Source organism: Brevibacterium sp. HMSC24B04, from assembly GCF_001806835.1.
Classification (GTDB): domain Bacteria; phylum Actinomycetota; class Actinomycetes; order Actinomycetales; family Brevibacteriaceae; genus Brevibacterium; species Brevibacterium ravenspurgense.
The window spans coordinates 66,156-83,258 of record NZ_KV786098.1; the positions used below are offsets into that span (position 1 = coordinate 66,156).

The 17,103-nt window shown below is 58.4% G+C and carries 15 protein-coding genes; 11 read left to right on the forward strand and 4 right to left on the reverse strand.

What is annotated here, in order from left to right; all coding sequences use genetic code 11:
- Positions 1–18: 18 nt before the first annotated feature.
- Together HMPREF3092_RS11360 and HMPREF3092_RS08150 are read right to left on the reverse strand one after the other, a co-directional pair.
- Positions 19–174 carry a hypothetical protein gene (locus tag HMPREF3092_RS11360; RefSeq protein WP_156474340.1) on the reverse strand — a complete coding sequence of 52 codons (156 nt, stop codon included), beginning with the start codon at positions 172–174 and terminating at the stop codon, positions 19–21.
- 55 nt (positions 175–229) lie between these two features.
- Entirely contained in the window at positions 230–1,024 is a 795-nt protein-coding gene (locus HMPREF3092_RS08150; protein WP_061943179.1) for an SDR family NAD(P)-dependent oxidoreductase, read from the reverse strand.
- A gap of 307 nt (positions 1,025–1,331) precedes the next feature.
- Here HMPREF3092_RS08150 and HMPREF3092_RS08155 point away from each other — a divergent pair, with 307 nt between their 5' ends.
- Genes HMPREF3092_RS08155 through HMPREF3092_RS08165 form a run of 3 tightly spaced genes read left to right on the forward strand, consistent with a single transcriptional unit; the run spans position 1,332 to position 4,740 of the window.
- Complete coding sequence (locus HMPREF3092_RS08155) at positions 1,332–2,699, forward strand: ABC transporter permease (protein WP_070424542.1); 1,368 nt, start codon at positions 1,332–1,334, stop codon at positions 2,697–2,699.
- Positions 2,696–4,090: an FtsX-like permease family protein gene (locus HMPREF3092_RS08160; protein ID WP_070424529.1), complete on the forward strand. Its 1,395-nt coding sequence runs from the start codon at positions 2,696–2,698 to the stop codon at positions 4,088–4,090. Before HMPREF3092_RS08155 ends, HMPREF3092_RS08160 begins: the two co-directional genes overlap by 4 nt.
- An 8-nt stretch (positions 4,091–4,098) precedes the next feature.
- A complete protein-coding gene (locus HMPREF3092_RS08165) occupies positions 4,099–4,740 on the forward strand; it encodes an ABC transporter ATP-binding protein (protein WP_070424530.1) in 642 nt (213 codons plus the stop codon).
- Between the two features lie 15 nt (positions 4,741–4,755).
- Here HMPREF3092_RS08165 and HMPREF3092_RS08170 read toward each other — a convergent pair whose 3' ends face one another.
- Complete coding sequence (locus tag HMPREF3092_RS08170) at positions 4,756–6,126, reverse strand: Fic family protein (protein ID WP_070424531.1); 1,371 nt, start codon at positions 6,124–6,126, stop codon at positions 4,756–4,758.
- Between the two features lie 337 nt (positions 6,127–6,463).
- On the opposite strand from HMPREF3092_RS08170, the gene HMPREF3092_RS08175 reads away from it, so the two are divergent.
- From HMPREF3092_RS08175 to HMPREF3092_RS08210, 8 genes are all read left to right on the forward strand, one after another.
- Positions 6,464–8,005 carry an outer membrane protein assembly factor BamB family protein gene (locus HMPREF3092_RS08175; protein ID WP_070424532.1) on the forward strand — a complete coding sequence of 514 codons (1,542 nt, stop codon included), beginning with the start codon at positions 6,464–6,466 and terminating at the stop codon, positions 8,003–8,005.
- 201 nt (positions 8,006–8,206) lie between these two features.
- Positions 8,207–8,911, forward strand: coding sequence for a GntR family transcriptional regulator (locus tag HMPREF3092_RS08180; protein WP_070424533.1), 705 nt, complete (start codon positions 8,207–8,209; stop codon positions 8,909–8,911).
- The gene (locus HMPREF3092_RS08185; RefSeq protein WP_256174414.1) at positions 8,904–10,028 is read left to right on the forward strand and encodes an FAD-dependent oxidoreductase; all 1,125 of its coding nucleotides are present in this window, start codon (positions 8,904–8,906) and stop codon (positions 10,026–10,028) included. The genes HMPREF3092_RS08180 and HMPREF3092_RS08185 overlap by 8 nt, the downstream gene beginning before the upstream one ends.
- A gap of 33 nt (positions 10,029–10,061) precedes the next feature.
- On the forward strand, positions 10,062–11,501 hold the full coding sequence (locus HMPREF3092_RS08190) for a sodium:solute symporter family protein (protein ID WP_070424534.1): 1,440 nt from the start codon (positions 10,062–10,064) through the stop codon (positions 11,499–11,501).
- Positions 11,498–12,658: an NAD(P)/FAD-dependent oxidoreductase gene (locus HMPREF3092_RS08195; protein ID WP_070424535.1), complete on the forward strand. Its 1,161-nt coding sequence runs from the start codon at positions 11,498–11,500 to the stop codon at positions 12,656–12,658. Before HMPREF3092_RS08190 ends, HMPREF3092_RS08195 begins: the two co-directional genes overlap by 4 nt.
- Before the next feature lie 317 nt (positions 12,659–12,975).
- Complete coding sequence (locus HMPREF3092_RS08200) at positions 12,976–14,322, forward strand: MFS transporter (RefSeq protein ID WP_070424536.1); 1,347 nt, start codon at positions 12,976–12,978, stop codon at positions 14,320–14,322.
- A gap of 55 nt (positions 14,323–14,377) precedes the next feature.
- A complete protein-coding gene (locus HMPREF3092_RS08205; RefSeq protein WP_083274330.1) occupies positions 14,378–15,391 on the forward strand; it encodes a LacI family DNA-binding transcriptional regulator in 1,014 nt (337 codons plus the stop codon).
- An 8-nt stretch (positions 15,392–15,399) separates the two neighbouring features.
- A complete protein-coding gene (locus tag HMPREF3092_RS08210; protein WP_083274331.1) occupies positions 15,400–16,407 on the forward strand; it encodes a nucleoside hydrolase in 1,008 nt (335 codons plus the stop codon).
- Here HMPREF3092_RS08210 and HMPREF3092_RS08215 read toward each other — a convergent pair.
- Positions 16,392–16,712 carry a hypothetical protein gene (locus HMPREF3092_RS08215; protein ID WP_019174110.1) on the reverse strand — a complete coding sequence of 107 codons (321 nt, stop codon included), beginning with the start codon at positions 16,710–16,712 and terminating at the stop codon, positions 16,392–16,394. The genes HMPREF3092_RS08210 and HMPREF3092_RS08215 overlap by 16 nt on opposite strands.
- Between the last annotated feature and the right edge of the window lie 391 nt (positions 16,713–17,103).

Here is a 17,103-nt window from a genome sequence, read left to right on the forward strand (position 1 = left end):
CGGTTTACTGCGTGCTGATCAGCCCAGGCGCGGCATCCAGGGCTGGCCGGGCTCGATCCTGCGCTTGTCGATGAGCTCGAATGTGAGGTTCGAAGTGTTCTCGTCGGAGCTCACGTTGATGTCGAGCTTGTCAACGAGGCGGCCGGTCACGATGGCCTGGACGGGCAGGGTCACGTCCGTGACCCTGCCCGCAGTGTTGTGCCGGTCACCTGCCGGCGTCAGTGTCGTCTCAGTCGTTCCACGACCAGACGTCTTCACCGCGTAGCGACACGTCGACGCCGCCATCGCAGTAGATCGTCTGGCCGGCAATATGCGAGTTCTCGATGTTCGTGAGGAAGATGAGCACATCGGCGATCGTCTTCGCTGGCTGGTGGTAGTTGAGCGGCATTGGCGAGGCGGTGTCGACCATCGTGCGGCCCTCCTCGGTCGCCAGCAGCTCGGTCGTCATCGGGGTGATGACGACACCGGGAGCGACGGCATTCAGCGGGATGTGTGCACCGGCCCACGCATCGGTGATCGACTCGCGGCGTATCCAGCGCGAGATCGCGCGTTTCGACGACGAGTAGTTCGCGTAGCCGATCTCTGGGCCCTGCGCGGCGAGGGACTCACCGATCTCGACGGCCTTCGCCTCGTCCCCGGCGAGCATCGCGTCGACGAGCTCCTTCGAGTTGGGCTGCAGCGAGGCGATCGACGACACGACCGCGGCACGGGGCGCCTCCGACTTCGCGAGCACCGGGCGGAGATGCTCGAGCAGCTCGGTCACACCGAAGAAGTTGATCGACACAGTCTTGCTGATCGGAGCTGAGATGCCGGCGCAGGCGATGACGGCGTCGATGCCGCCGTCGGCGAGTTCGATCGCCTTATTCGCAGCATCGGTACGGCCCTCTGGGGTCGAGAGGTCGGCTTCGACCTCGGCGTCCTTGAGATCGATGCCGATGACCTTCTCACCCCGCTCACGCAGGAGGCGAGTGGTCTCAGCGCCGATGCCCGAGGCCGAACCAGTGATGACATAAGTGCGGGCCATGGAGTTCTCCTTCGATCGGTGGGTGGATAGCTTCCCCGCCGCCAGTCTATCGTCGGCCGCCTTCTGCGCGATCTGCCACGCGGTCACGCAGCTCTGCGCTGAACTATCGGCTGACGATTACCCCCTCTACCCCCACACAAAGCCGGCACACCACCCCATACCGCACCTCCACCTCGTAATCCCACATGATCGGTGCAGGGGCTATGCAGAATCAGTCCAGACTCCGGTAGTACGTTCTTCCAGGATCTTTTCGGCAGCGCACCACAACCAGAGCGTGGGCGCTGCCGCTGTCACCGGAAGGGAAGTTTTGACGTTCGTAGGCAGAGCCTGGCGCTACTGTGTTCGCAAGCCAGTAAAAACACTCATCATCTTTGCTGTTCTGGCCATCATGGCCACCGTGGTCATGGCCGCCAGTGCCGTCACCCGCTCAGCCGACCACGTGTCAGGCGAAATCGAAGCAAAGACTGGCCGCGGGTTCGTCCTGGAGAACAACCCCCAGCACAACCTCGGAACACCACGAGGTGCCGGCACCGTCAAACCCGCTGACATCGACAAACTCGCGGGGCTGGACGGTGTCGAATCGCACGTGGCCCGCCAGAACGTCACCGCTGACCTCGTCGGCGCGAAAGTGCAGAAACTCGACCACGACGACTACGACAAACAGCGAGAAGAACAATTCGGCAATGCCGTCAACGTGTGGGGTGTCAACAACAGCGAAATCGACAACAACTTCCGCAGCGGCACACTGAAACTCACCGAAGGCCGCCACCTGAAGCCGGGTGACAAGAACAAAGCCGTCATCCACGAAGACCTCGCCAAAGCCAACAACCTCAGCGTGGGCAGCAAACTCACCCTGAAGGGCAACAAGTACGACGTCGACAACGAACGCCAGTCCACAGAAGAGGTCACAACCGAAATCGTGGGCCTCGTATCCGGCGACAACCCCCGCCCGGCAGCAACACGCAACGAGCTTTTCGCCAACACCGTGTTCACCGACCTTGAGACCACTCGCGCACTGTACAAGTTCACGCCGGACAACGAGATCTACCAGGACGCGAACTTCTTTATCAGCAAAGACGCCGACCTGGACCAGGTAACCGAAGCCGCAAAGGGTCAGGGCATCGACTGGCAGAAATACCAGATCTCGCCATCCGCCCAGTACCTTTCGGGCATCACCGGAGCAGTTGAGGGCATCGAGAGCATCATGCGCAACACCACCGTTGCCGCCACCATTTTCGCCGCCGCGGTCGTCGCCCTGGTCCTGTTCCTGTGGTTGCGCGAACGCAACAGAGAAACCGGCACGCTGCTGTCCATCGGGGTGACCAAATCCAGCATCGCCGCGCAGTACTTCACCGAGATGTTTCTGATCGCGGTACCGGCGTTCATCGCCGCCTACTTCGCCGCCGGCCGATTCGCCCAGTGGATGGGTGAGACAACCCTGGCCAGCGTCAACAAATCCGCTGCACAGGACATGGCCCAAGCCGGACAGTTCGGTGCCGACATGGAATCTTCCGCATCCGCTCAAACACTCGACAACCTGACAGTGGGCCTGACATCTGGCTCGGTTATTCAGGCGGCGATTATCTGTGTTGCCGTCATCGCCATTGTCGTTGCCATCACCACGGTGCCGATGATGCGCAAGAGCCCCCGCGCAATCCTGGCGGACGCCACATGACCAGCCCCTGGTCACGCGCAATCCGCTGCGTCACCCGCAAACCCGGCCGCACCCTGCTCATGACCCTCATCATGACGGTGGTGTTCACAGCACTCGTCGCCCAATCCGGTGTGCGCTCCACCATGGCCGAAGTCAAAAACGCCATCAGCACCAACGTCGGTGCCGGATTCACGGCAACCGGTTCGGCAGGTGAGACCGCTGACGAGGTGGAGTCCGGTTCGGCAGGTACCTCGGCACCTCGGGAGGGTGGCCAGGTGGCACCCGGTTCAGGTGAGACACCTGGGGCGGGCGGGAGCCCGGCTGTCCAGCCGGGCGGCACCTCGGGAGGTTCCGTTGGAATCGATCGGGAGGTGGCTGAGCGTTTGGCAGCCCTGCCCCAGGTGGCGCGGCACAGTCTTGAAGCGGCCGTCTTAGCCCGGCCCGAAGGTGCGCAGCCGGTTCTGGGGGCCAGCGGAGTTCAGCTGGACCCGCAGTTCGCAGGTGATGTCAGTGTGACCGGCAGCAGCGATTCCTCGCTCAACCCGGCATTCCAGGGCAAGCTGTACCGGCTTGTCGAAGGGGAGCATGTAGGTGCGAAGGGTGGCGCGGATGGTGGTTCGCAGGCTGGCGCTGGGAAGGCCGGCGCGGGGAAGGCGATCATTCACCGCGAGTTCGCCGAGCACAACAAGCTCGGGGTGGGGGACAGGCTCACGCTTACTCGCGATGGTGAGAAGGTCACGGTCACGATTGCCGGCATTCTTGACGGTAAAACCGACAACCCTACGGGGCTGCCGTCCGGGGCATCTGAGAACCACGTTTTTGTGGATCTAGCATCCGCGCAGAGGCTCGGCGCGCCCCTGACCACGGGCCGCTATTTCACGCAGAACGCGCAGCAGCTGCCGGAAGCGCTCGAAGCTGCCAAAGGCATCGCACCGGAGCTGACGCTGGAGGACAACTCGGCACAGTTCGCCCCTGTTCTGCAGGCGATTTCCGGGGTGAACCGACTGCTGGGAATCCTGCTGTTGGGCCTGTGCGTGGCCGGCGCGTGCGTGCTCACGCTGGTGAGCACTTTCTGGGCGCGCGGACGGATTCACGAAATCGGCATCCTTGTGTCCCTGGGCAAAAGCAAAGGCAATGTGCTGTCGCAGTTCGCAATTGAAGCTGGCATTTTCGTCGGTGTCGCGGCGGTGATTGCCGCGGTTGTCGGAACGGTTCTTTCCTCCCGGTTGGGACAGGCAGTCTTCGCCCAGGTGGGTGGGGAGGCGTTGTCGGCGCTTCAGCCGAGCACCGGAGTCGGTGATGTTGTCCTGGCGTTGGTGCTGGGAGCCGTCATTGTGCTTATCGGTGTGTCCGTGGGAGTCCTGCCGCTTGTTATGCAGCGCCCCAAACGAATTCTTGCAAAACTCAGTTAGGAAACATCATGGCCATCATGCAGCTTGATCACGTCAACTTCAGCTATCCCAATTCTGCCAAGCGGGTGCTCAGCAACGTCACCTATGACTTCGAAAAGGGCACGTTCTACGCGATCGTCGGTTCGTCCGGTGCGGGCAAAACCACCATGTTGAACCTGTTGGCTGGACTCGATGCACCCAGTCAGGGGACCGTTCGGTTTGGCGGCGATGATATTGCCGAAACCGGGTACACCCGTCACCGCAAAGACCAGATTGCGCTGGTGTTCCAGAACTACAACCTCATCGACTATCTGACTCCTCTGGAGAACCTGCGCCTGGTCAATCCCAAGGCCAGCGTTGATGACCTCACCCGGCTGGGCATTGATGCTGCTGCTGCGAAGCGGAATGTGCTTGCGCTGTCCGGTGGTCAGCAGCAGCGAGTGGCCATTGGCCGCGCGCTGGTTTCCTCTGCACCGGTCATCTTGGCTGATGAGCCCACCGGCAACCTCGATGAGGAAACCGCCGAAGGGGTTATCGAAATTCTGCGGGATGCAGCTCATGAGCAGGGCAAATGCGTCATCGTCGTCACCCACTCGAAGCAGCTTGCACGATCAGCCGACGTCACGCTGCGCCTAGAACAGCGCAAACTGATCGAACGCAAAAAGGCCTAGACGGACGAGGTGGGGTTACGGCTGCCGTTTCTTATTGCCGGGACTGCCCGGGGCCGGCCGGTTCGGGTTGCTGATGCGCGTATTGAACCGGGTGCTTGCCCATTTTCGCTGGGTTGAGTTGAGTAAATCGAAAAGGTCATTGGACACGAAACCGCGTTTGCCTTTGCCGATGCTGCGCCGATCAAGCACGCCGGCCTCCACAAGGTGCTCAAGAGCATTCTGCGCCGAAGTGGAGCTTGTCCCGGTCAGCCGAGCAGCCACATCGACAGTCAGTGCCGGAAGCTTCGGCAGGACATCGAGGATTTTCCACACCGATGAATCGCTGCGTGGAATCCGCGTTCCGGTCCGCTCCGCATAGGCAGTGATGAGGGCGCGGCTATCGCGATCGAACTCATCAAGCTCATCCTTAAGGGCAAATGCCAGATCCACAGCCTCATCCGCCGCGGAAATGAAATGCCGAAGCCAAGCATTGATGCCGTCGCTGACGCTCAGTTCTCGGACTGGTTCAGTGCTCGTGGCAAGTTCGGCGCCGTGTGGGATGCCGCGGAAAGTCATGAGCCCCGTGACGTATTCGTCTGACCGGGTCAGCAGCACTTGACTGATGGGCAGCACAGACCCTTCTGTCAGACCGCCGCGGACAAACACCGTGTGAATGAGGGCTCGCCCAATGCGCCCATTGCCATCAGCAAACGGGTGCAGCGTTTCGAACTGCGCATGCACAAGGCCCGCCTGAATCAGGTATCCCGTCGCGGCCCCGTTCATGAACTCCACAAGATCCTCAACCGCGGGAGCCAGCGCATGTTCTGTGGGAGGAATGAACTCCGCCTGGCCGGGGTGAATCTCACTTCCTCCCACCCAGTTCTGCCTGTCACGAATGCCCGGCGTGCTCAGGCTGGGCAACAGCTCTTTCTGCAGCTGTTCGATGTCAGCCCATGTGATGCGCTCAGCCGTACCCAAACGTTCAACAGCGCTGGTCAGCGCGGCAATATTGTCGGCAACCTCAGCCGCTGTCGACCGATGTGCGGCAGCCGCTGTCGATGCAGGCCCGGAAACTGCCGTGCCGTTCGCAGTGTGCTCAAGCCGTTTGAGCTCTTCGAACACAATGTTCCGCGCATTGGACCGCAGTCCCTCGATATAGGAACTGGAGACTGCTTCGCTGCGCAGCAGATACCGCGAGACCGCTTCGAGCTTTCCCGCGGCCTTATGAAACTTCAGGTTGCGGATACGCCGCTCTACACGGCCGGCTTCAACTGCCACCGCAGGATCGATGCGCCACTCAGGTTCACTGAGCGAAAACGGCTGATACGCCCAATAGGTTCCCTGCCAGCGTTCGCGTGGACGCCGCGCACTGTCAGGAGGAGTCCACTCCCGAGCAATCCACGACATAAGCACTAACCTTTCCTTCAGCGCTGTTACGTCCAAGGATCATGCTTATCCTTTGGCGAACCGCTAGTTTACCCAAGGATAAGCATTATCCTTGGGCGGTTTTCGTTTTTGGCCAAGGATACGGGCGAGCCTTGACTGGGCTCGGCTCCAGCGCACATCCCACCCGGCCGCCCGGCACTCACCTGGGCATCCGCCTTGGCGACCGGCGCCTGGGCGACCGGCAGCCCACCTCGGCAACCGGCACCTCGGCGACCTGCGCTCGCTCCAGTTTGAACAGGGAACGTCTTAGCTACGATGAGGGGCGTTGCCGTCCGGCAAACCTTAGCCAAGGAGCACCATGATTCGTCGTAAGGCCCTGCGCGCCACCGCGGCCGTCGTCTTTGCCAGTTCACTCGTCCTCACCGGGTGTGGAGGGTCCGGCGGCTCTGGTGATTCGGCCAACCCGGACAAAAGCGAGCCTAAGCTCGAATGGGGCTCCTGGCAGAAGCTCGATGCGGCGGCAACTGTCTTCGCTTCGAGTAATAACTTCGCGGTGCTCTATGACGGTGTCGCGCAGAAAATGCGCGCCTTCGACGGTGACGGCAAAGAGCTGTGGTCCAAATCAGCGGCCATCCCACCCACCGATGCCGGAATCACCGGCCCCGAGTCCTACATCAAGGGCGACACCCTCATCTACCAAGACCCGCAAACCGGGAAAATCCACGGTCTCAACACGGCAGATGGCGAAGAACAGTGGACCTTCGACCCCGGTTCGCTGGGCAAGTGCTCTGCCAAGGCGTACTGGCTTCTTGACGACAAACCTGTCACCGATTCCGACACGATCGTCCTTGCGCTCCAAGGACTTGGCCAGGATGCACAGCAGATTGCCGCCTGCTCAGGTGAGTCACCGGCAGTCGTGGGCTTGCAGCTGCCAGATGGCACCTCGGGCGCTCAAGAGATCAAGCCCCACTGGCAGTCGCCCGCGCTGCCCAAGGGCAGCCAGGTCAGCATGCCGACCGTCGACCCCAGCGGCGAATACCTGACGCATGCGGGCTCGGCCCCTGACAAGCGGGTCCTGCAGCGGACCTCCCTGAAAGACGGCAAAGCCCAAGCAGCCGTTGTGACCAGGCTCGATGGCGGGGATATCAACCCCGATGCCATTGGCAACATCTACCAGCTGTCCGCCGTTGACGCTGACAACTACGGCATTGAACGCTTGGACGAAGAGTATTCGCCGACGTACGACATCTACACCGTCAAAGAATGGTCAGACGTCGACGCCGCGAAGGACCCCGCCGTCACAATCAACACCGATGCCGATGGTGCCGACTGCATTGCCGGCGGCATGCACGAACTCGGCGGCAAGAAGTACTGCTACTCCGCAACGGAAGAGGGTGCAGTCTTCGCAGAAGTCGGCGACAACCTCACCGGCGGCAAACTCGAAGGCGTGCAGCGCAAGCCCGTGAGCGATGAATTCTCGCAGGGTCTGGCCGGCGCCGGACTGCCGTACGAAACACCCGCCGGCATCACCAAGGACGGGAAGCTGTACGGGCTCGTGCCAGGCCCTGACAACACACTCGATGCGGTGTCCATGACCGATGGTGAGGTCCTCTGGTCAGCCCCCGCCGAGGCGGAAGCAGGTTCCGCTGCCCGTGACGCCGGGTATGTGGCGGGTGCGGACGCTGTTGTTTTCGCCCAGGATGATTCTGCTGTAGCCGTCGACGCCAACACCGGTGAAGAATTGTGGCGCGAAGGCCTTGGCGCCGGTAAAGGTGAAGCCGGGGAGCTGCGACTGGGCTGGCTGTCGATGACTGAATCCGCTGTCGCGTTGAAGATCGACGGCGGCGACAAGCCGAACGGCCAGACCAAGTTCCGCGTGCTCAGGTCTAAGGAAGGGTGAGGTGCTCAGTGGCGCGTTGGCGTTAGGCCGCTGAAGGTTAGTTCCATGAACTGGAACGCCGGTGGGGTATGCACTTCTGCACACCCCACCGGCGTTTTCAGGTTGTGGTGCTTGAGTGACAGCCGATCGGAAGCCAAATGACATTAAAGGCATTCCAAAAAAAGTATTGACATGTCAAAAACGCAAATCTAGGCTCACTCTATGAGCCCTAAGTACAAAGAGGTGCGCGATTGGGTACTAACCCAAATTCGGCTTGGCAACTACGCCTTAGGCGACACACTGCCAACCGAGCGCGAGCTTATGAAGCGATTCAATGTGAGCCGCAACCCGGTTCAAAAGGCAATGACAGAGCTCGCTGCCAGCGGGTACGTCGTTAGGAATCGCAGGCAGGGCACGACGGTCGCTTCGACTGGCATGAAAATCGACCTTTTCAAGCCGCTCTCGTCTGAAGTTGGCGCAGCGGAGGTAGGGCACACCCACCAGGTTGTGTCGGCCAAGGCCTGTGAAGCCTCACTCCCTCACCCGGGGGGCAGGCTAAGTGAAGCTAAAACCCGACCGGTAGCAGAAATCGAGCGAATAAAGATAGACGACCTGGGCCGACCACTAGTATACGAGCGTGCTTTGATCGATTTGTCCGTTGCTCCGAATATTTTGAATGAACATCTTGAAGATATGGTGACTTTTAGTTACCTGAAATCTAAAAGTAAAAGTGACCTGGTCGCTCGAACCGAAGTGACGGCTAAATTGGCTATGGAAAAAATAGCAAAATTACTGGAAATTGAGGTCGGGGATGCGGTTATCCAGACGAGACGATATATAGAAAACTCTTCGGGTAGCACGATTGAACTGTCAGAATATTATTTTCATCCGTACTACGTTCATTTAGAGGTGAATCAAATTGGCTGAGTCCAAACTTAAAGTTGCTGTGATTGGCGGCGGCGTGATCGGCGCGGCATCAGCGTGGCGACTCGCAGCAGCCGGCTGCAACGTAACTGTGTTTGATTCTGCGAATGTTCCGAACGACCGCGGGGCATCAGCTGGTGAATCAAGAATCTTCCGCACCGCATATAAAGAGGGCACTGAATACCACCCTCTTTTGAAGGCGAGCCTTAATCACTGGAACGCACTTGAAGAATCAACAGGGCTGAAGTTTCTTGAAATGTGTGGGGGGTTGACCATTGGTAGGGAAGATCATCCCGATGTTGCGGCAGTCATAACTTCTGCTCAGCAAGTCGGTGCAGATATCGAAGTGCTTGACGCGAAGCAAACTCGCCAACTCTATCCTCAACACCGTGTTGACGACGATGAGGTGGCGGTTCGCGATGCCGTGGCCGGTGTATTCCGTCCTGAACTCACCGTTCGAGCCCTGCGGACTGCTGCGGAGACTTTAGGTGCGGTTTTTCGCACCTATAGCCCCGTGTTGGGGCTTCGGCCGACGGCGAGCCAGGTTCATGTTGAGATGGCCGACGGCAGCGAGCCCTTCGACCGCGTTGTAGTAGCTCCAGGACCCTGGGCAAAGGCGTTTGCGCACTACGTGGGAGAAAGGGTGACGCCGAAAGAGTTGGTAGGGGTCTGGTTTAGAGTCCTTGACCAAGAGGCGTCGGGGCCTCAGAGGATGCCAATTGCCATTCGTAGGCATGAGTCGGGAGGCTTCTCGAGTTTCCCGATGCTTGATGGGTTTTCAGTAAAGATCCTCCCCCACCACTTGCCCTGGAATGAAGTGGATGATGTGAGCGATCTTTCTCGCTTCATTGATCCGTCCTTCGTCAGGTCAGCAGAAAGACTGGCGACTGACCTTTTGCCGTTGGTTGAGCCAACCGCGATCCGCGTGTCGACCTGGTCTGATGGATTCACCGCGACAGGGGTGCCGAAGGTCGGTATTTCCCAAGAGGATGAGCGAATAGTCTTCGCCACCGGTATGTCTGGGCAAGGCTTCAAAATGGCTCCAGGTGTCGGTGATCTGGTGGTCTCCGCTGTAAAAGACGGTTCGACCGAAGCAATCCCAGAATCGTTCAAGAAGTAAACAAGAAAGACTTGCCTTCAAAGGAGAACGGCAATGAATATATCAACGACCATTTTAATTGTCGTTACATCGGCTATCGTTCTCGGCATCGGCGCCCTGATTTCGTTCGTGGTCGGTAGACGCCACAACTCGAACGAAGACTGGGTGGTTGGAGGTCGGGATCTACCCCTGTATGTCGTAGCTTTCACCCAGTATGCCACTGCGGTTGGTGGCGGTGTTCTCGTTGCTCACGTAGGAATATCCTATGCTTGGGGATTTTCCGTATTCTGGTACGAGTTATTCGTCGTTGTTGGCTTGCTTATATTGGCGATGTTTGCCGGATGGCTGCGAAAGCGTAAGTTCTCGACAATCCCTGAGATTTTCACTCGCCTATATGGTTCTAACAAGCTCTTGATCAGCTTGGTTGCTTTGGCCGTGATAGTCGTCCCCATGGGTTGGCTTGCAACCCAGTTTGTGGCATTCGGGAATCTCTTCAGTGCCGTAACGGGTTTGAATTTCAACATGCTAGTGGTCCTGATGGCCCTCATCAGCTTGCTTTTTGTTCTGCCAGGTGGCTTAACCTCTGTAGCCTGGTCGGATTTCTTCTTCGGCGTTTTCATGGTAGTCGCATCCGTCATCGTCGCTATCTATGCAATTAATTCAGCGGGCGGAGTGGGAGAAATGGTTTCAAATCTCCCGGACGAACTCGTGTCACTGCCGGAGGGCTTCATGGCTGCAGGAGCAACAACGATCCTGCTGTGGCTCTTTGCGATCGTTCCCGGAACTTTGACAAACCAGTTGTACTACCAGCGTATCTTCGCTGCGAAATCGGGTTCTGAGGCCCGTCGCGGAATCTACATAAGCGCCGTTATGGTATTCATCTCAGGCACATACGCCTTGATCATCGGTCTCTCGGTCCGTTCGCAAGTTGCCGACTTCGGTGTTGACGGCCGGGAGCAGGCCGCCGGGTGGCTGTTGGATCAGATGCCCTCGTGGCTTCTCGCGCTGTATGGAGCGTTCCTCATGGCCACAATCGTTTCGACAACTGGGTCGGCCCTGCAGTCAATCGTGGTCAACCTTGTAGAAGACTTGCGGAAGACGTTTGTCAAGGACGTTGGCTCCGATAACCGCAAGGTCATGTTGTCGCGTGTTGCGACTGTTGCTGTGACGATTCTTGCGGCAGTCCTTTCGATTGTTTATCCCCAGGCGTTGAACTGGCTTGTTGCAACCTATGCTTACTCGGCGTCGATGCTCGTTGTGCCTTTGCTCCTGGGCATCATTTTGAACAGGCGCTTCGAAGTTCCGCGGGCAGTGGCCTTCATGTCTATGGGTGGCGGAGTGGTTGCCTGTGCGATCGCTCATATCGCGGGGACTGTTATCCCGTACGCCATCTTCGGCGTCGCATTGAGCCTTGTTGTTTACGTCGTTGCTCTACTGATCTTCAAGCCGAAAACTCGTAGTGGTAACTCCGTCGCGGAAGGAGCATCAGCATGAAGGTATTGGTGATTGGGGCCGGTGTCCTCGGGTTGATGTCAGCGTGGCGTTTAGCAGCTGCTGGTCATGAAGTGTCTGTGTATGAGAAGTCGGGTCACTTTGCTGAAGCAAGCAGTCGTTCTTTCGCCTGGATTAACGCAAATAACAAGTCTCCAGCCCACTACAATGTGCTTAATCAGTTGGGTATTCAGGCGCACCTAGAAATGGTTGACGAGATTCCTGATGCAGAAAACTGGGTTCATCAGACCGGCTGCATCATGATTGACTTCTCGGAAGGTGCACCGTCGACGTACGCCGCTAGAGTGGCGTCGTCTCAAGCAACTGACTATCCCGTTGAGAACATTAGTGGTTCGAAATTAGTCGAACTAGAACCGAGGCTTGGATCGCACGAATTTGCAGAAGGTGCTCTTCTGTTCTCTTCAGAGGGCTATCTTGACAACGACCTTCTGGGTGAGTTTTTGGTTGCTCGACTAACTACGTTGGGCGTGCCTACTCATGTCGCTGAGGTTGAATCAGTCAGCTCCACTCCGACTGGTGTGGAGGTGTCGTCAACGCTTGGCAAGTCGTCGTTTGACGCTGTGGTTCTGGCGGCCGGGGCAGCGTCCGGGGCATTGGCTGAGCGCAGCGGTTACGACGTTCAGATGTTCCGTACTGACGTCCCGTCTCCGGCCACGCATAGCTTCTTGGGACTTACTCGGCCGGTTGCAGAGCCTGTGCGCCATGTCATTATCTCCGACAAGATCAACGTGCGACCTCGTCATGACGGACGTATGTATGTACAGGTGCCAGAGTTGGAACCTCTGGTGGCCGACGCTCATGACACTTCAGTTATGAAACGTGTCCATGCTGAGATGGAGCAGCGCCTTCAGGAGATTTTCGGTGACGACTGCGTCCTCGACAGCGTGATTGCTTCGGCTCGCAGCTTGCCGAAGGACGGCCTGCCGATCGTTGGATACATCGATCAGCACCGCAAGGTCTATGCACAGGTAATGCATAGCGGCATGACTCTATCCGCCCTGATGTCGAAGCTGTGTGTTGACGAGTTGGAAGGTAATGAATCCGAGTTGCTGAAGCCATTTAGGCCTGACCGGTTCAACGACACGGATACAGCTGTGGGCGACCCAGTCTTCAACCAGTACTTCATTGGCAAACAGTGAGATGAAGATCGAGAGCGGAGACAAGCTGAACGGGCAGACCGAGTTCCGCGTCGTGAGGTCGCGGAAAGTCTAAACTCTGCGCGGTATGGCCTGCCTGGAGTCAGACAGCCGTAGGCTTGTTTCCTGAGCTGAAGCGCCGGTGGGTATGCAGAAGTGCATACCCACCGGCGTTTTCTGTTGGACGTTTGGGCGGATGCAAGCCCTGTGTGTTGCTGGCTCCGCCAACAGGCCTTGTTGTCCTGTTTACTTGTCTGTCACTTTGGGTGTTTAATTTACCGAAAGCAACAAGGTCTACCCGCGTAGAATAGGAGCGCCAGATGGCCGAGAATCTCGCTGCTGATGCAGAGCTGAAGTCCAAAGAAGGGCGATCGAACTTCATAACTGCTGTCGTTTCTTCCTGGTTGGGAACGACGATGGAGTACGTTGACTTTGCGCTTTACGGCCTGGCAACTGCTTTGGTGTTCAACACCCTGTTCTTCCCCTCGGAGTCGCCGGCAGTATCCCTGCTAGCCGGCTTCTCCACCTACGCGGTTGGATTCTTCGCGCGGCCGCTGGGGGCGATTTTCTTCGGCCGCCTGGGTGACAAGAGGGGGCGGAAAATCGTCCTGGTCGTCACCGTTGCTCTCATGGGTGGAGCCACTACTGCCATCGGCTTGTTGCCGACGTATGAGCAGATTGGTCTAGGCGCACCGTTTCTTCTCTTGTTGATGCGCATCCTTCAGGGCTTTGGTGCTGGTGCTGAGCTGTCGGGCGCGGCGATCGTTCTCACTGAGTATGCCCCTGCGAAGAAGCGCGGACTTGTTGCGTCGATCGTTGCCATTGGGTCTAACAGCGGTACCCTCCTCGCTTCAGGCGCTTGGCTCCTTGTAGTGCAGCTGCCAGACGAAGCGCTCTATTCCTGGGGTTGGCGAATTCCGTTCCTGGCCTCGATCCTCGTTGCTGTTGGTGCACTTCTCATTCGCCGCACTATGAAAGAAACTCCGGTTTTCACTCAGCACAAGGAGGAGCTCGAACAGCGTACGCAGAAGGTTCAGTCGGTTGCCGAGGAAGGCAGCTTTTGGCAGCGGAACCGCGCTTTCTTCGTCATGCTCGGTCTTCGCATCGGTGAAAACGGGCCGTCATACATGGCGCAGGGATTCCTTGTCGGCTATGTCGCCAACATCCTTCTGATCGACAAATCTGTTTCAACGACGGCGGTGCTCATCGCTTCATTCCTCGGGTTCGCCGTTATTCCGCTGTCCGGGTACCTATCCGATAAGTTCGGCCGCCGCATCGTGTACCGCTGGTTCTGCTTCGCACTCGTGTTGATGGCAGTCCCTGTCTTTTGGATCCTTGAGCTCCGGGACCCTGTAGTGACTGTCGTCGCGATTGTTGTTGCTATGTGCGTAGCTTCGTTGGGGATCTTCGGTGTGCAGGCTGCCTACGGTGTGGAGCTGTTCGGTGCAAAGAACCGCTTTACCAAGATGGCAGTCGCGAAGGAACTGGGATCAATTCTGTCCGGTGGTACCGCTCCGGCAGTCGCCTCTGCTCTCCTGGCCATGGCTGGGGCTTGGTGGCCGCTCGCCATCTACTGGATGGTGATGGCCGGAATCGGTCTGGCTACAACTTTCGTGGCACCGGAAACGCGCGGACGCGATCTCAACGATATTCGAGACGCAATCTGAGTCTGTTAGCTATTGTTGGTGCCCATGCTGGGAAGCTGGGATTGCGAGGCCGAGTATGCATGACCGTGGGGGAAGAGTCACCCGCAAAGACGTTGCCCGCGTTGCGGGGACTTCCGTCGCTGTCGTCAGCTACGTAGTCAACAACGGCCCGCGCCCAGTTTCCAAGGCACTGCGAGAACGTGTCATCGAAGCCATTAAGGAAACCGGCTATCGCCCCAATGGGGTGGCCAAAGCTTTGGCTTTGGGTACGACAGGCACGATTGGACTGATTGTTCCCAACATCAAGAATCCGTACTTGTCAGAGTTGGCACACGCGGTGGGCAACGCGGCGCGGCAGCGCGGCTTGAACATTCTGCTGGGCGATTCTGCCGATGACCGCCAGCAGGAAGCCAGCCTCCTGGAGAGCTTTGTTCTGAACCGGGTCGAGGGTCTTCTTTTCTACGGTGTAGATGGATGTCCCCCAGAACTGGAGAAATTAAGGGATACAACCCGCGTGCTGGCTTTCGATTCCTGGGATAACCCGTCCTTTGCGCACTGCATGCGGCTGGATGAGGGCGCGGCGGCTTTCAAAGCGGTCGACCATCTTGCTCAACATGGTCGCCAGAGGATCGCCATGATCACCGGGCCGCTTGACCAGCGCAATTCGCGAATTCGTAAGCAGGGGTGGGCCGAAGCGCTCCGGTCCCGAGGGCTCGAGGAAGACTCAGACCTGCTGCAGAGCGCGCCTTATAGCCGTTCAGGCGGATATCAAGCGGGGGAAAGGCTGATTGAGTCTGGTGCGGATTTTGACGGGCTGTTTGCGGCAAACGAATCTCAGGCCGTTGGATTCCTTGCGGCGTGCTCTGAGGCAGGAGTTTCTGTGCCGAAAGCTGTCGCAGTCGCAGCTTTCAACGGAACATCGATGGGTTCGTTCACGATCCCCTCTTTAACTACCTTCGAGCAGTGCGTTGCGGACAACGCGGAGAATGCAGTCGAGTGTCTGCTCCAAGCGGATGAGCCGCAGCTTTTGGCAGCCCAAGGGGATCTGACTCGGCGGTCTTCTTGCGGTTGTGAGAGCAGCTATGTGTAGCGGACATAATGGAACGGGAGAACAGTTCTTTGCGTTTGGTGATTGATGCCGATCCCGGAAATGGGATTCCCGGTGCGAATACCGATGACGGAATTGCCATCGCCCTTGCTGCGTATTCGCAGTTGGTTGACCTAGTAGGTGTTTGTACTGTCAGCGGCAATACTTCCCGTGAAGAAGGCGCAGCCGCTGCATCATGGTTGTTGAAAGAACTCGTGGTGGACGCTCCAGTAGTGTGCGGGGAGCCCTATGTGAACGTGAGGCGAGTGCGCGAATGGGTGGAGGAAGCACAGCGTAAGCGAACCGGGGAGCTAGCTCAGAAGCTGTGGGGGCCTGCGCCTTTCGCCCTGACTTCCGCGGATGCTTTCACCGAAGGGGCTGTCGATTGGTTAGCGCAGACGGTTTTGGCTAACCCTGGAGAAATTACGATTGCAGCGATTGGGCCGCTGTCCAATATTGCATTGATGCTGCGGAAGTATCCTGAAACAGCCGACGCCGTCCGAAGAATTATCGTCATGGGCGGAGCTTTTGACACAGATAGGTTCTCGGTCGATACCAACTTTTTCTTAGATCCGAAGGCCGCGGCTGCCGTGATTGCCAGTGGGGCGCAGATGACGCTCGTCCCGATGGATGTTACGACGACAACCATGCTTACGCATGAAGACCTTGATGCTTTCGAACGTTTAGACAACTCCCTCACGCGGGCACTAGTTCCCACGCTGCGCCCATGGGTCAGCTTCTCATCTGAAACCCGAAACATTCCGGGAATGTGGGTGCATGATGCACTGACGGTTGCAATGCTGATTGATCCGACGCTCGTCAGTTCGGAGCTTGCGGAGGTCGGTGTTGTCGTGAGCGGCGATCAGGAAAGCGGCCGAACTGTGCGTCTTGATGGCGAAACGCCGCAACCCCTCAGCGAATACGCGAGTATTCACCAAGGGGTTGTCGAGCTCGTGACGTCAGTAGATAACAGTCGGCTTTTGGCTCTGCTGAAGGAGACTTTTCAGCGGCGGTTCTGAAGTTCCGCGCGGATGTCCTTGAGGATACGGCACAGACGCTGCAGCAGCTGAGCCACAACGCCGAGACCGCCGACGACGACTGCTGAGCCCCACAGGGGAGCAGCCTGCAGCGGTTCGCTGGCTTCGCTGCTGATGACGAGCGCGACGACAATCATGAGTGCAGCAAGGATGTACAGGACGAACGCGAACAGCGGCTGCCTGCTTTCGTGGTCGTATGCAACCAGGCGCGGTGCGGCGTCGATGTTGCCGTTGATGTGCGCGGCGTCAGGGGTGCCGTGCGACGAGTGCGAAGCCGATTCAGACAAAGCGGACCAATCTTTCTTTTCTGCCGAGGTGGCTGCCGGGACGAAAGTCGGGGCGCCCGTCGGGTAGTGCAGTGCCCAACTTGCAGGTGAGCGCTGTGTAGTTCGAGTGGGCTCATTGTACTCGAGCCCCGTCATGCCGGACTTCGTTGGGCCTGGTGGCGCGGGTGGGAATGCATCGCTGCAGCGCCGGACCGGCCAGCCCAGCCAGCCCATCTCCACCTCGTCCGTTCCCGCCACGTTCTCACGCGGTAATGCAGATTCACGCTTTAATGCGGCGCATTAGCGCGTGAGGTTGCATTAAAGCGTGAGTTTGGGTTGGTTGGAGGCCGCCGAGGTGTCTGGCTGGGGTTGGTCGCAGGCTGCTGGGGTGGGGCGGGAGCAGGCCGGCCCG

Bases quoted from the DNA above. Each gene is read 5' to 3' on its own strand.
- HMPREF3092_RS08165 (WP_070424530.1), top strand. From the start codon at position 4,099: ATGGCCATCATGCAGCTTGATCACGTCAACTTCAGCTATCCCAATTCT.
- HMPREF3092_RS08190 (WP_070424534.1), top strand. From the start codon at position 10,062: ATGAATATATCAACGACCATTTTAATTGTCGTTACATCGGCTATCGTT.
- HMPREF3092_RS08200 (WP_070424536.1), top strand. From the start codon at position 12,976: ATGGCCGAGAATCTCGCTGCTGATGCAGAGCTGAAGTCCAAAGAAGGG.
- HMPREF3092_RS08160 (WP_070424529.1), top strand. From the start codon at position 2,696: ATGACCAGCCCCTGGTCACGCGCAATCCGCTGCGTCACCCGCAAACCC.
- HMPREF3092_RS08210 (WP_083274331.1), top strand. From the start codon at position 15,400: ATGGAACGGGAGAACAGTTCTTTGCGTTTGGTGATTGATGCCGATCCC.
- HMPREF3092_RS08205 (WP_083274330.1), top strand. From the start codon at position 14,378: ATGCATGACCGTGGGGGAAGAGTCACCCGCAAAGACGTTGCCCGCGTT.
- HMPREF3092_RS08170 (WP_070424531.1), bottom strand. From the start codon at position 6,126: ATGTCGTGGATTGCTCGGGAGTGGACTCCTCCTGACAGTGCGCGGCGT.
- HMPREF3092_RS08195 (WP_070424535.1), top strand. From the start codon at position 11,498: ATGAAGGTATTGGTGATTGGGGCCGGTGTCCTCGGGTTGATGTCAGCG.
- HMPREF3092_RS08150 (WP_061943179.1), bottom strand. From the start codon at position 1,024: ATGGCCCGCACTTATGTCATCACTGGTTCGGCCTCGGGCATCGGCGCT.
- HMPREF3092_RS08180 (WP_070424533.1), top strand. From the start codon at position 8,207: ATGAGCCCTAAGTACAAAGAGGTGCGCGATTGGGTACTAACCCAAATT.
- HMPREF3092_RS08175 (WP_070424532.1), top strand. From the start codon at position 6,464: ATGATTCGTCGTAAGGCCCTGCGCGCCACCGCGGCCGTCGTCTTTGCC.